This is a genomic window from Microbulbifer sp. ALW1 (assembly GCF_009903625.1).
In the GTDB taxonomy this organism is placed as follows: Bacteria; Pseudomonadota; Gammaproteobacteria; order Pseudomonadales; family Cellvibrionaceae; genus Microbulbifer.
This window is the reverse complement of sequence record NZ_CP047569.1, coordinates 454,037-468,220: the sequence shown is the minus strand read 5'-3', so window position 1 is coordinate 468,220 and position 14,184 is coordinate 454,037. Positions and strand designations below refer to the sequence as shown.

12 protein-coding genes are annotated in these 14,184 nt (G+C 59.4%); 7 read left to right on the top strand and 5 right to left on the bottom strand.

The window, feature by feature from the left end:
- Positions 1-8: 8 nt before the first annotated feature.
- The 4 genes from GRX76_RS01820 to GRX76_RS01805 all read right to left on the bottom strand — a co-directional run bounded on the left by GRX76_RS01820 (position 9) and on the right by GRX76_RS01805 (position 4,962).
- Positions 9-1,685: an amidohydrolase gene (locus GRX76_RS01820; protein WP_160151734.1), complete on the bottom strand. Its 1,677-nt coding sequence runs from the start codon at positions 1,683-1,685 to the stop codon at positions 9-11.
- A 28-nt stretch (positions 1,686-1,713) separates the two neighbouring features.
- Positions 1,714-2,469 carry an SDR family oxidoreductase gene (locus GRX76_RS01815; protein ID WP_160151733.1) on the bottom strand — a complete coding sequence of 252 codons (756 nt, stop codon included), beginning with the start codon at positions 2,467-2,469 and terminating at the stop codon, positions 1,714-1,716.
- 72 nt (positions 2,470-2,541) lie between these two features.
- Positions 2,542-3,690, bottom strand: a complete 1,149-nt coding sequence (locus GRX76_RS01810; RefSeq protein WP_160151732.1) for a PilT/PilU family type 4a pilus ATPase — start codon at positions 3,688-3,690, stop codon at positions 2,542-2,544.
- A gap of 237 nt (positions 3,691-3,927) precedes the next feature.
- Complete coding sequence (locus tag GRX76_RS01805) at positions 3,928-4,962, bottom strand: type IV pilus twitching motility protein PilT (RefSeq protein ID WP_160151731.1); 1,035 nt, start codon at positions 4,960-4,962, stop codon at positions 3,928-3,930.
- A gap of 99 nt (positions 4,963-5,061) precedes the next feature.
- On the opposite strand from GRX76_RS01805, the gene GRX76_RS01800 reads away from it, so the two are divergent.
- Complete coding sequence (locus GRX76_RS01800; protein ID WP_160151730.1) at positions 5,062-5,757, top strand: YggS family pyridoxal phosphate-dependent enzyme; 696 nt, start codon at positions 5,062-5,064, stop codon at positions 5,755-5,757.
- A gap of 64 nt (positions 5,758-5,821) precedes the next feature.
- On the opposite strand, the gene GRX76_RS01795 is transcribed toward GRX76_RS01800, so the two are convergent.
- Positions 5,822-7,918: an alpha/beta fold hydrolase gene (locus GRX76_RS01795; RefSeq protein WP_160151729.1), complete on the bottom strand. Its 2,097-nt coding sequence runs from the start codon at positions 7,916-7,918 to the stop codon at positions 5,822-5,824.
- A 200-nt stretch (positions 7,919-8,118) separates the two neighbouring features.
- Between GRX76_RS01795 and proC the strand changes: the two genes are divergently transcribed.
- The 6 genes from proC to GRX76_RS01765 all read left to right on the top strand — a co-directional run bounded on the left by proC (position 8,119) and on the right by GRX76_RS01765 (position 14,160).
- Positions 8,119-8,946, top strand: a complete 828-nt coding sequence (gene proC, locus GRX76_RS01790; RefSeq protein ID WP_236250509.1) for a pyrroline-5-carboxylate reductase — start codon at positions 8,119-8,121, stop codon at positions 8,944-8,946.
- An 11-nt stretch (positions 8,947-8,957) separates the two neighbouring features.
- On the top strand, positions 8,958-9,563 hold the full coding sequence (locus GRX76_RS01785; protein ID WP_160151728.1) for a YggT family protein: 606 nt from the start codon (positions 8,958-8,960) through the stop codon (positions 9,561-9,563).
- Positions 9,564-9,740: 177 nt separating this feature from the next.
- Positions 9,741-11,708, top strand: coding sequence for a dynamin family protein (locus GRX76_RS01780; RefSeq protein ID WP_160151727.1), 1,968 nt, complete (start codon positions 9,741-9,743; stop codon positions 11,706-11,708).
- Positions 11,709-11,810: 102 nt separating this feature from the next.
- A complete protein-coding gene (locus GRX76_RS01775; protein ID WP_160151726.1) occupies positions 11,811-13,010 on the top strand; it encodes a homoserine O-acetyltransferase in 1,200 nt (399 codons plus the stop codon).
- Positions 13,010-13,600: a methionine biosynthesis protein MetW gene (metW, locus tag GRX76_RS01770; RefSeq protein WP_160154761.1), complete on the top strand. Its 591-nt coding sequence runs from the start codon at positions 13,010-13,012 to the stop codon at positions 13,598-13,600. The genes GRX76_RS01775 and metW overlap by 1 nt, the downstream gene beginning before the upstream one ends.
- 110 nt (positions 13,601-13,710) lie before the next feature.
- Entirely contained in the window at positions 13,711-14,160 is a 450-nt protein-coding gene (locus GRX76_RS01765) for a DUF4426 domain-containing protein (RefSeq protein ID WP_160151725.1), read from the top strand.
- Positions 14,161-14,184: the final 24 nt, after the last annotated feature.

Below are 14,184 nucleotides of genomic sequence, written 5' to 3'. Positions count from 1 at the left end.
GCCTGCCGCTAGCGCCTGCCGGCAATCCGGGTTTCCTGTACACGAATCTCTCGCCAGTGTAACGCCGGCGTCGTCAGTGGATTTTTATCCACAATCACCAGATCCGCGAATTTCCCCGCTTCCAGCGAACCTATGTCTTTTTCCATGCCCAGTTGCCAGGCAGCATTGATGGTCATGGCGCGCAGCGCCTGCAATGGCGTAATGGCTTCGTCGGCGCCGATCAGGGTGCCCGCGCGCGATTCGCGACGAATGGCGGTCTGCATCAGGCTGAAAGGCTGCGCCGGAAACATCGGGCTATCGGCGTGCAGTGTGGGGTGCATGCCGAGGTCGAATGCCGTTTTCAGCGGTAGTATGTTTTCGGCGCGCGGGACGCCCAACAGTTCGTCTTTCAATGCATCGCCATAGTAGTAGAGATGATTGATATGGAAGCTGGGCGTAATGCCCAGCGCCGCAAACGCCGGCAGCAGGTCTTTACCCAGTAGCAATCCGTGTTCCAGACGATGGCGACGGGCGATAAAGGCCTGCCGCTCCTCGAGGGGTAAAGTTTCGATATGGTTACGCAGAATCTGCAGGTATTCCCGCGCGGCTCTATCCCCCTGCACATGAATGGCAATCTGCCAGCCGCGCCCGCTCAATTCTGAAATTTTTTGCTGCAATTCCTGCGGGGTTACCACCGGTTCGCCGTGGCTGCCGTGGGCAATTCCCAACTGTTGCGCCAGAGTACTGTCCTGGTATGGCTGCTCCACCACCATGCTGCCACTGTAGGGCGAACCGTCGTACCAGAATTTTGCCCCGAGTATCCGAAAGGCGTCGCCGTCGGTTTGCGGTTGGCCATCGAGCTTGGCGAGGTTTTCCCCGCGGTAGTAAAAAAACTGGCGGATGCGCGGTTTCAGATGATCACTGGCGGTCCACCTTGCCAGCCAGGCTGGGACATTGAAGCCTAATGAGGCGACGCTGGTATAGCCGGCCGCGCGCAGGTCATCGAGTTCCGCTTCATAGGCAGAAACGAGTTTCAGCGGGCTTTTGTGCGGTGCAATAAACGGCTCCAGCGCCTGCTTTTCTACCAACAGCCCATTGAGGCGTCCGCTGTCGTCGCGCCCGTAGTAAGAGCCCTCGCCGGGATCGGGGGATTGCTCGTCAATTTCCATTGCCGCCAGCGCCGCGGAATTGACCCAGGCGGTGTGCATGCTCTGGGAGAGAATAAACACCGGGTTTTCGGGGGCAAGTGTATCCAGCTGTTGTCGTGTCGGTGGTTGCAGGCCGGCGAGCAACACCGGATCAAGCCCTTTGGCGTAAACCCACTCGCCTTTAGGTGTCGCGTCTATGGATTGTTTCAGTGCCTGCCACGCAGCGTCTGCGGAGGCGTGGCGAAAGCCGCTCATGTCAATAAAGTTGCGGAATACGGCACTGATGGCCGGGTGCTCGTGGGCGGCAACAAATCCCGGCAGCAGGGTCTTGCCTTTGAGGTCGATGACTTCGGTGGTCGGGCCCGCCAGTGCGGCAAGATCCTGTCGCTTTCCAACCGCGACAATACGGCCATTTTTTGTGGCCAGGGCTTCTGCAATGTCGTTTGTCGGGTTCAGGGTAACAACGGTGGTGTTGATAAAGATCTGGTCGGGATATTTATCATCGCAGCCGGCCAGTAGCGCTGCCAGGGCAATGCTGCAAATGAAGACAAATTTCATGGCTGCTTTCATGGCGATTTTCACGGCTTTATAGCCCACCGGTGGTATCGATAAAGCTGCCGGTTGTGAAAGAGGCTTCGTCGCTGAGCAACCAGGTAATGGCCCCGGCCACCTCCTGCGGCTGGCCGCCACGGCCCAGCGGAATATTGGATTTGAGCCGATCGATGCGGGCGGGCTCGCCACCGTCGCTGTGCATCTCGGTATCAATCAGTCCGGGGCGCACACCATTTACACGGATGCCATCCTGCGCGACTTCTTTGCTCAGCCCGATCGTGAGGGTGTCGACCGCGCCCTTGCTGGCGGCGTAGTCGATGTATTCATTGGGGGAGCCACTGCGGGCGGCACCGGATGAGACATTGACGATGGCACCGCCATTGCCGCCGAATGTTGTCGACATGCGTTTGATCGCTTCGCGGCAGCAGAGCAGGGTGCCGGTGACATTGGTTTGTAGTATGCGATTGATGCGCTCCGCGGTCATTCGCTCGACGCGGGATTGCTGCAGCAGCATGCCGGCATTATTCACCAGTGCGCTGATCGGGCCCAGTTCGCTATCTACGGTGCCAAACAACCGCTCGACATCGGCTTCGCTGGAAATGTCGGCCTGTACCGCAATGGCGCGAATGTCGAATCTGGAAATTTCCTCCAGTAGCGCATCAGCAGCGGACTTTCGCGCGCGGTAACTGATGCACAGGTTGTAGCCGCGGGCGGCCAGTAATCGGGCAGTGGCGGCGCCGATGCCACGGCTGCCGCCGGTGATCAATGCGATTTTTTCCTGGTCTTTCAATCGGGTATTTCCTGGATAAAAAAGGGCAGGGGCGTTGCCGCACCTGCCCTGTAAATTTTCTGAGCTGGACGCTTAATAAATGCTTGGTGCACCGCCGGAGTCGGTGTCGCTGGCGAGGCTCAGTTCGTCGGCCGCGCTGTTGAGGTACTCGGCGTCGGACTCGGACTTGAGCTTGATCATCAGGCGCAGGTCGTTGGCGGAGTCGGCGTGGGCGAGGGCGTCTTCGTAGGTGATTTCGCCGCGGTCGTAGAGTTCGTACAGGGCCTGGTCGAAGGTCTGCATACCCTGCTCGACGGAGCGCTTCATCAGCTCCTTCATTTTGTGTACTTCGCCCTTGCGGATCAGGTCTGACATCAGCGGGGTGTTGATCATGATCTCGAGACAGGCGCGGCGGCCATCGCCGTCCGGGGTCGGTACCAGCTGCTGGGCGACCATGGCCTGCAGGTTAAGCGACAGGTCCATCCACAGTTGCTGGTGACGGTCAGCGGGGAAGAAGTGGATGATCCGGTCCAGCGCCTGGTTCGCGTTGTTGGCGTGCAGGGTACACAGGCACAGGTGGCCGGTTTCGGCGAAGGCGATGGCGTGGTCCATGGTTTCGCGAGAGCGGACCTCACCAATGAGGATGACGTCGGGGGCCTGTCGCAGAGTATTTTTCAGGGCGGTTTCGAAGGATTCGGTATCCAGGCCCACTTCGCGCTGGGTGACGATGCAGCCGCGGTGCTGGTGGATGAATTCGATGGGGTCTTCGATGGAGATGATGTGGCCCTTGGAGTGCTCATTGCGGTGGCCGATCATGGAGGCGAGCGAGGTGGATTTACCGGTACCGGTGGCGCCCACGAAGATGATCAGGCCGCGTTTGGTCATGGCCAGTTCTTTGAGCTGTTCTGGCAGTCCCAGTCCGTCGATGGTGGGGATTTTGGTTTCAATCCGACGCAGTACCATGCCGACGAGGTTGCGCTGGAAGAAGGCGGATACCCGGAAGCGGCCGACGTTGCGCACGGAGATGGCGAAGTTGAGTTCTTTGCTTTCGGCGAATTCTTTTTTCTGGCGGTCGTTCATGATGCTGACGACCATTTCCCGGGCTTTTTCCGGGGTCAGGGCGGAGGTGCTGACGGGGACAATTTTGCCGTGCAGTTTGATGGACGGCGGTACACCGGCGGTGATGAACAGGTCGGAGGCGCCTTTTTCGGTCACCAGTTGCAGGAGTCGTTCGATTTCCATTTTTTATTTACCGCCTTGGCTGGTCGTGTTCTGGTCCGAGGAGCTTTGAAGCAAGCCCGGTGGCGGCCGGGCACCGGGTGCGGGTTTTCAGGACCGCTGTGAATACATCCCTGTACGCTTCGTCGGCAACATCCCTGTTGCCGACGATCCTGAAAACCCGCACCCGGCACCCGGCCTTCAATTTGAAAATTTGTACTTTGTAAGCGTTCGCTTGTTTCGAGTAGCGACGCTCATTGATTAAAAGTTTTCTGGCATTTTCGCTTTTTCGCGCGCGGTTTCGCGGCTGATGATACGTTTCTCCACCAGTTCCTGCAGGCACTGGTCCATGGTCTGCATACCCACGTTGGCACCGGTCTGGATGGCGGAGTACATCTGCGCGATTTTATCTTCGCGGATGAGGTTCCGGATGGCCGGGGTGCCGCGCATGATTTCGTGGGCGGCGACACGGCCGCCGCCATTGCGCTTGAGCAGGGTCTGGGAAATTACCGCCTGCAGGGATTCCGACAGCATGGAGCGCACCATGGCTTTTTCCTGCGCCGGGAATACGTCGACAACCCGGTCGATGGTTTTGGCGGCGGAGGTGGTGTGCAGGGTGCCGAATACCAGGTGGCCGGTTTCCGCGGCGGTCAGTGCCAGGCGGATGGTTTCGAGGTCTCGCATCTCACCCACGAGGATGATGTCCGGGTCTTCACGCAGTGCGGAGCGCAGGGCTTCGGAGAAGCCGTGGGTGTCGCGGTGCACTTCCCGCTGGTTGACCAGGCACTTTTTGGATTCGTGCACGAATTCGATCGGGTCTTCGACGGTGAGGATATGCTCGTATTTGTTGTCGTTGATGTAGTCGATCATCGCGGCCAGTGAGGTGGACTTACCGGAGCCGGTGGGGCCGGTGACCAGTACCAGGCCGCGGGGAGTGTCGGAGATCTGCTTGAACACCTGGCCCATTCCGAGATCTTCCATGGTCAGTACCTTGGAGGGAATGGTCCGGAATACGGCGCCGGCGCCGCGGTTGTGGTTGAAGGCGTTCACACGGAAGCGGGCGACACCGGGGACTTCGAAGGAGAAGTCGGTCTCGAGGAACTCTTCGTAGTCCTTGCGCTGCTTGTCGTTCATGATCTCGTAGATCAGGCCGTGCACCTGCTTGTGCTCCATGGGCGGCAGGTTGATACGGCGCACGTCGCCATCGACCCGGATCATGGGTGGCAGGCCCGCGGAGAGGTGCAAGTCGGAGGCGTTCTGCTTGGCACTGAAGGCGAGGAGTTCTGTAATGTCCATACTGCTACCCTTTATTCTTCTCTTACGAATGCTTGTCGATATGACGTGCGGGCTGTGAGCGCATAGAATGCCCGCCGAGCAAAATTTGGGTCCCAGTATATGCGCAAAGGGTCTATCCCCGAAAACCTCAATTCCGTTGCTGAGCGGATTGTCACAGCCTGCCGTAGTTGTGACCGGCAGGCCGATTCTGTCACCTTGCTGGCGGTGTCCAAAACCCGCCCGGTGGCGGATCTGCGGGCGGCGTATGACGCCGGCCAGCGCCATTTTGGTGAGAATTACCTGCAGGAGGCGCTGGACAAGCAGGCGGAACTGGCGGACTGCGACATCACCTGGCATTTCATCGGTCCGCTGCAATCCAACAAGACCCGCGATGTGGCGGCGCACTTTCACTGGATGCACACGGTGGAGCGGTTAAAAATTGCGCGCCGCCTGTCTGAGCAGCGGCCGGCGGATATGCCACCGCTGAACGTGTGCTTGCAGGTCAATATCGACGGTGAAGACAGCAAGTCGGGGGTGACCCCGGAAAAACTGCCGGAACTGGCCGCCGCGGTGGCGGCGCTGCCCAATCTGCAGCTGCGCGGCTTGATGGCTATCCCTGCGCCCCGCGGGGCGGCGGATGACCAGCGTACACCGTTTGTACAGCTGGCCGGTTTGCTGGAAGACCTCAAGGCACAGCTGCCGGGTCAACCGCTGGATACGCTGTCGATGGGTATGTCCGGGGATATGGAAGCGGCGATTTTCAGCGGTGCCACCATTGTCCGGATCGGCACCGACATTTTTGGGCGGCGCGGCTGAGATTCAGCACAAGGTAATGATTGGCTGATCCCGGCCGCGCCTTTGGGGCGATATCCGGATTAGGTCACGGATTCAGTTCTGCGGATTGAATGGCATTGTCGGTGGGGGCTTTCCAGCTGGAGACCGGCTCGGCCAACAGGTGCTCGGAGAAGAACAGCGCGGTGGCCTGGGCGAAGATATCGCGGTTCTCTTTCTTGCGGTATCCGTGGCCTTCATTCAGCGCATTCATATACCAAACCGGTTGCTCGGCATCGCGCAGTGCCGCGACTATCTGCACCGCCTCACTGACGGGAACCCGCGGATCGTTCTCTCCCTGTGCAACAAAGATGGGTACGCGGATTTTCTCTACGTTGTTGCTGGGGCTTATCTTCTCCAGGAAGCTGCGCATTTCCGTGTCGCGCTCGTCCCCGTATTCCACCCGGCGCAGGTCGCGGCGATAGTCGCGGGTGTTTTCCAGGAAGGTGACGAAGTTGGAAATACCGACGATATCCACAGCGGCACGCAGTCGATCGCTGTAGTGCATGGCGCTCGCCAGCACCATGTAGCCACCGTAACTGCCGCCGAACACCGCCACGCGATCTGCATCCAGATCCGGTTGTGTCTCGATCCAGTCCAGCAAAGCGCCAATATCCCGCACCGAATCTTCGCGTTTGAAGCCGTTATCCAGGGCTACGTACGTTTTGCCATAGCCTGCTGAGCCGCGCACATTGGGAGCGATGACCGCGACGCCCAGTTTTTCCAGCCACAGCTGATAGGTGCTGCTGAAATAGGGGCGGTACTGGCCCTCTGGGCCGCCGTGAATGGAGATCACCACCGGCACCTTTTCATTGCTCTTGCTCTTGCCCTTGGCATTGCGCGGGCGATAAACGAAGGCGGGAATCTGCCGCGGCTTGCCATCTACCTGATCGAAGGTGGGGTAGTGCACCAGCTGTGGCTCGACGAACTTGTCGGTATCCAGCCCGCCCACCTCGCTTGAGGTCCAGCGCACCAGGTCGCCGGCGCGCAGCGCGCTGCGACGCAGGTCGAGCACAAAGGTGTCCGTGGGCGTTTTCGCGGTGTTGAGTGACAGCGCCAGGCGCTCGCCCTCGGCGTCGAATTCGAGGCCACCGATCACCCCGATGGGCAGCGAATCCACCTTGCGGTACCGCAGGCTGCGCGGGTCAAACAAATACAGTTGGCTGATACCGTCTTCGTTGACGCTGAATGCGCCGCGACGTTTGTCTGCGCTGAGGGCCAGGTTGGTAACATCCCAGGGGATGTCGGCGGTGACGACCTGATCGTCACCGCTGGCGAGATCGCGATAAAACAACTGTGCAAACTCACCGTTGCGGTCGCTTACGTAAAAGACGCCCTTGTTGTCGGCGGCGAAGCCCATCGCATAGTTACGGGATTCGTTACGGGATTCGCTGTCGACGTCACCGGCGATGGACTGCAACTGGCCGCTTTGCAGGTCGAGCAGGTGTACCAGTGAGCTGGTAGAGGAAATGTACTGCTGCACCAGCAGTTTGCGATTGTCCGCACTGAAGGCCGCAGGCCCCCACCAGCTGCCGTCCGGTGATTCCAGCGCCAGAGTGCTGGTGTGGCCGCTGCCGGTGAAGTGGGTGATCCAGAGGTCGTTGGAGCGACCGTTGCGGCGAGTGCTCTGGTACGCCAGGAACTGGCCATCTTCACTCCACACCAGTGCGCCGTTGCGGGACTCGCCGTCTGAAATCATACGGCTTTCGCCGCTGGCGGGGTCGAACAGGAATATCTGAGAGTCCTCACTGCCACCGGCATCCATGGTGAATGCTACATCGGAAAACGCCGGGCGCGGGCTGACTTGCCCTACGGGTTCCTGGAAAAACGTCAACTGGCGCCGCGCGCCACCGGGTTGGTCCACCCGGTGCAACTGGTTTACCTCGCCAAAGCGGGTGGAAACGTAGAGTCCCTCCGCGCCTTCGACCCAGCCGACAAACCCTGCGGAGCGTACGCTCTGATAGCGATTCAGGTCATCGGCGACGCGCGCCGGTATTGCCGGTATGTCTTCGAGAACCAGATTGCCGTTGTTGAGGGTGCGGCTCTCGACTGCGGCGAACGAGAGACTTGTGGCGCCGGCGCTAATACCAATACCGAGTGCGAGCGCCAGCCAGTGGAGGGTGGTGCCTGGGGAACGTAGCTTCATGGGCTTTCCTTGTTATTCTTTGTGGCGCCCCCATGGTATGAGGCGGTGGCGGTACTGCCAAGCAATTGGCGGCCCGTGCCCGTGCATCGGGTTGATTGGCCGCCAAAAATTCGCCATATGCCCGCTGGAGTCTCTCATCCGGTGGAAAACTGGCGGATGAAAACCATGTTTCCCGATGAAATTTCCGAAAAGAGGTACTCGTGACAGCGTCCAAAATGGTCTTTATCGGCGGCGCCGGCAATATGGCCGGAGCAGTAATCGGCGGCATGGTCGCCAGTGGCTATCCGGCAGACAAGATTGTGGCCACCGGTCGCGATGCGCAAAAGCTCAAGGAGTTTTGCAACCGCACCGGCGTGCACGGCAGTACCGATAACCTTGCGGCCATCAAAGATGCGGATGTCATCGTGCTGTCGGTCAAACCGCAGGTGATGAAAGAACTGTGCGAGGCGATTGCCCCCGATGTGAGTGCTCGCAAACCTCTGGTCATCACCCTGGCAGCGGGCATTCCGCTGGCTGCCTACCAGCGTTGGCTGGGGGAGGGGGTACCGGTTATTCGCGCCATGCCCAATACCCCGGCACTGGTGGGCACCGGTGTGACTGGGCTCTACGCGGGCGCCGGCGTCACCGATGAGAATAAGTCCGTCGCTACCCAGATGGCCGATGCGGTGGGTATTGCACTGTGGGTGGAGCAGGAATCCGGAATCGATCAGGTCATCGCGGTCTCCGGCTCCGGCCCGGCCTACTACTTTCAATTTATGGAATCGATGATCGACGCGGCGGAAAAAGCCGGTATGGCGCGCGCGGATGCCGAGCGCCTCACCTTGCAAACCGCTCTGGGCGCGGCGAAACTTGCGGTGGCCGCGGATGTGGATGTGGCGCAATTGAAGCGCAATGTCATGTCCCCCAACGGTACCACCGAGAGGGCGGTCAAGCGCTTTCAGGAGGGCGGGCTGCCACAACTGGTTGAGCAGGCGATGACAGATTGTGCCGCGCGCGCGGCAGAAATGGCGAAAGAACTGGATAAGTAAAAGGACTTTTGATGGTCAACACCTTCAGTAATATCGGCGTATTCATTCTCGCCACAATCGGGGTACTGTTCCTGTTCGCGGTACTGCTGCGCTTTATGCTGCAGTTGGGGCGCGCCGATTTCTACAATCCCATTTCCCAGGGCATTGTCAAAGTCACCAGTCCGCTGCTGCGTCCGCTGCGCAAGATTGTTCCCGGTATGTTCGGTATCGATATGGCGTCCCTGGTGCTCGCGCTGCTGGTAGGCTGGGTGATGATCATGGGGGCCGGTTTTCTCGCCGGTGCCGGCATGCTGAACCCCTTGTCCGCGCTGCTGTGGTCTCTGCTGGGCTGCCTGATGACACTGATCGCCATCCTGTTTGTCGGCATGCTGATTTCTATCGTGGTCAGCTGGGTCGCACCCCAGAGCAGCCACCCCGCACTGATGCTGCTGCGCCAGCTGCTGGAGCCGCTGTACGCGCCGGTGCGCAAGATCATTCCCCCCCTGGGGGTGATTGATATCAGCCCCATCTTTATCTTTATCCTGCTGACAGTGGCCGACAAGCTGCTGCTTGGTTTTGCCCAGAGCGCACAAATGCCGCAGCTGGTGTACAACCTCTTCTGGCATATCCCGTTTTGAGTCTTGGCGGGGGTCGGATTAACCGGCCCCCACGCTGACTTAGCTGTCAGTCGCTCCCGAATCTTCCTTCCCGACCCTACCAAGTTCGCGAAACCCCATTCGCAGGCTTTAACTTGACGCCTGCATGCAGGAAAATGGTCCACAAATTCGTAAGTAGTAACAATAAGAACAGATAACATGGAAGATGCGACCTTGCGCAAGCACATTGCCGATTACGACCACTGGAAAAAGGCGTTGGATCGCCAGTTTGATACCTTCAGCCACTGGCTGGAGGAGCACTTTCCGAATTCTGCCGGCGCCCGCCAGGTAGTCCAGCAGGCTCGCCAGCTACTGGTCGAGGACCAGTTCACCGTCGCTCTGGTTGGGGAGTTTTCCCGCGGCAAGACCGAGCTGATCAACGCACTGCTGTCCCACACCTACGGCAAGCGCCTGCTGCCGTCGCGCCCCGGCCGCACCACCATGTGCCCCACGGAAATCTTCAGCGATGGTACCGAGCAGGCTTCGGTGCGTCTGCTGCCTATCGAGACCCTGGCCACCAATACCAGCCTGGAGAGCTTTCGCCGCATTCCGCAGAAATGGGTGAATTTCGATTTCGATCCCGACGACGCCGATGCCACCCGCGACGCCCTGATGAGAGTGGCCGCCACCAAGGCGGTGACCCCGGAAGAAGCCGCCCGCTACGGCTTTGATCGCCGCCACCTGGATGGCAATGGCAATCTGGTGCAGATCCCCGCCTGGCGTTACGCGTTGATATCCCTGCCGCACCCACTGCTGGCCCAGGGGCTGCGCATCATTGATACCCCGGGGCTGAATGCGCTCGGCAATGAGCCGGAACTGACCCTGTCTACCCTGCCCAGTGCCCAGGCGGTGGCTTTCCTGCTGTCTGCCGACGCCGGTGTCAGTGGTACCGACCTGAATATGTGGGAAACCCACCTGGTGCCCCTGCGCGAACATCGTGGCACTGCGGTAATGGCGCTGCTGAACAAAATTGATGTGCTGTGGGACGACCCGGACGAAGATGCCGGCCAGATGCTGCGGAAGATGCGCGCAGAGGTCAGCAAATTGCTGGATCTGCCGCAGGAAAACGTGGTGGGTGTATCCGCCAAGAAGGCTCTGCTTGCCCGCGCCCAGCGCGACCCGGTGCTTTTGCAGCAGAGCTGCTTCGGCGATTTTGAGCAGCTGCTGGTACAGCGCCTGTTGGATCACCGCAACAAGGTGGCCAACCATCGCTCCCTGCACCAGGCGCTGACGCTGATGGCGGATACCCGCGACCTGCTCAAGCGTCGCCTCAACAGCGGCCGCGCAACCCTGGAGCACCTGAAGCGCCACGGTTCCACCAGCCCCGACCAGCTGGAAGAGCTCAAACAGCTGCACCAGACCGCCAAGGGGCAACACAAATTCTGTCACCAGGAGCTGCTCACCCTCAAATCCAGTCAGCGCATGCTGTCGCGCCAGCGCGCGTCACTGCTGGCACCAGTTTCCAGCCAGCAGCTGCAGCAGTTGATCGATGAGACCCGCCGCGCACTGATCGAGCGCTGGTCGCCGCTGGGCCTGGCCCGCGCCATCGACGGCTTTATGGGCGGCGTTGAGCACCAGTTGATGAATCTCGAGCGGGAAGTGGACCAGGCCAACCGTCTGGTGGATGCCATTTACGATCGTTCGACTCTGAGTAATATCATTTCTGCCGAGCAGCATTTTGATATCCACGCGTTCCGCGCGGCGCTGCGCGGTCTGCACCGCCAGGCGGCGCAGTTGCGTCGCTCGCCGCAGTTGCTGCTGGCGCGCCGCAACCGCCTGACGGAGCGCTTTGTGGCAACGCTGGCGAATGAGGTGGGGCGTATGTACAGCCAGATGATTTCTTCGGTGGATGGCTGGCTGGAGCAGGTACTGGAACCGCTGAAACAGCATGTGCAGTACCAGAAGCATCTGCTGAATCGTCACCTGATCAAACTGACGGAGCTGAAGCAGAAGACCCAGAGCAAGCGTACGGATTTGCGCGCACTGGAAGAAGAGCTGGTGCGCAACCACGGCGCGCTGACGGCACTGGAAGATCTGCTCAAGCAGACCCAGACCGCTCCCCAGCCAATTGCACCGGCACCGGTTGCGAGCAATGTCACGCCATTGAAGGCGGCTGCTATTTCTTGATGTCGTTTCCGGGTGGCGATTTGTTCGCCACCCGGGGCTGTGTACTCCCGCCCCCAGCTTTCGTAAACTTGTCGCCCCTCCAACCAGACACGCACAAGCATTTTGACCACGGACGCGCAATCTTCCTATTCCGGCGCAGCGGCGGAATTTCCAGCCAACTCTGTTGGCCTCGTCGAGCCTAAAAGCCACACTTTCCCCGGGCCTTTCAAACTGGCCTGCGGCCGGGTGCTGGACGAATACACCCTGATGTATGAAACCTACGGCACTCTGAACGCAGACAAGAGCAACGGCGTTCTGATCTGCCATGCGCTTTCCGGGCATCATCACGCGGCCGGTTACCACACGGCCGAGGACAAGCGTCCGGGCTGGTGGGATCACTACATTGGCCCGGGCAAGCCGATCGATACGGACAAATTTTTCGTGGTGGCGCTGAACAATCTCGGTGGTTGTCACGGCTCTACCGGGCCATCGTCCATCAACCCTGCGACCGGTAAACCCTGGGGCCCGGATTTCCCGCCGCTGCGGGCGCGGGACTGGGTGCACTCCCAGGCGCAGCTGGCAGACCTGCTTGGTATTCAGCAGTGGGCCGCGGTAGTGGGGGGTAGTCTTGGCGGTATGCAGGCGATGCGTTGGACCCTGGAATACCCCGAGCGGGTGCGCCACGCGGTGGTGATTGCGTCGGCGATGAAGTTGTCTGCGCAGAATATTGCTTTCAATGAAACCGCACGCCAGGCGATTACCTCGGACCCGGATTTCCGCAACGGCCGTTATCAGGAAGCGGAAACCCTGCCGCGCGATGGGCTGGCGGTAGCGCGCATGATCGGGCATATCACTTATCTGTCGGATGATGGTCTGGGCAAAAAATTTGGTCGCGAGCTGCGCTCGGGCACTTTCGAGCAGGGCGTGGAAGAGCTGGTGGAATTTCAGGTGCAGAGTTACCTGCGCTACCAGGGCGATTCCTTTTCCGGCAGCTTTGATCCCAATACCTACATTCTGATGACCCGCGCCCTGGATTATTTCGACCTGGCGCGGGAGTATGACGACGACGCGGTGAAGGCGTTTTCTCATGCGCGCAGTAAATTCCTGCTGGTATCCTTCACCTCCGACTGGCGCTTTGCGCCGGAGCGCTCGCGGGAAATTGCCGATGCGCTGATGCATGCCAATGTGCCGGTGACTTACGCCGAGGTGGAGTCGCCCATGGGCCACGATGCATTCCTGTTGCCCAACGACCGCTACGAAAAAATCTTCGCGGCCTATATGAACAATGTGGCAGGTGAAGCGAAGGAGGGGGTGCAGCCATGATGCGTAAGGACCTCGATATCATCCACAACTGGATTCCCGCCCGTTCCCGGGTGCTGGATCTCGGCTGTGGTGATGGCGCACTGCTGGAGCGGTTGGCAAAAGAAAAAAAGGTTTCCGGCTACGGCCTGGAAATTGACCCCGATCAGATTCAGAAATGTGTCGAGCGCGGTGTCAGCGTGGTGGAACAGAACCTGGACCAGGGGCTGTCCAATTTCGGTGACCAGAGTTTCGATACGGTGGTAATGACCCAGGCGTTGCAGACGTTGCGTTCTCCCCATCTGGTGGTGGAAGAAATGCTGCGGGTGGGGCGTGAGTGCATCATTACCTTCCCCAACTTCGGACAGTGGAAGGCCCGTTGGCACCTGGCATTTTCCGGGCGCATGCCGGTTTCCGACTTATTGCCATATGAATGGTACGACACGCCGAATATTCACTTTTGTACTTTCAGAGACTTTGAAGTCCTGTGCAAAGAGCACGGCTGGCAGATTCTGCACCGCCAGGTAGTCTCTGAGTCCACGGTTTCCGGGGTGCTGAAGGACCTTTTGCCGAATTTGTTCGGAGAAACGGCGATTTACCATCTGACTCGCTAATATTAAGGTTGAAAGTGGTTTAACGCGCCGTGCTTAGGGCTCAATCCGAGAAGCTGGCCCCGAATATCTGGAACGAGTAGATAGCTGGAATGACTAGAAAGGAGGACGCCGTGAAACGTCTCTACGCAGTATTTATCTCCATGGCCTTGCTGTTCTGGGCGGTCGCGGCTGCGGCGCAGACCGCCAAAACGATCGAGAGTCACGAAGATTTCGGTGATTACCGGGTGACTTACACGGTCTTCAACAGCGACTTTATTGCCCCGGATATTGCGCGCCAATACAATCTGGTGCGCGCGAAAGACCGCGCCTTCGTCAATATTTCTGTGGCCAAAAAAGGCGACCTCCAGGGCATGAGCGTGGGGGTTTCCGGCAATGCAACCAATCTGATTCAGCAATCCCGCGCGCTGAACTTCCAGGAAATCCGCGACCAGAACGCGGTCTATTACCTGGCGCCGCTGCGGTTTGAAGACGAAGAAAACCTCACCTTCAATATCGATCTGGTGCTGCCTGACGGCAGCACACGCGAGCTGATGTTCAGACGCCAGCTGCACAAAAACTGAGAATAGTTTGCATTGATGCACAGC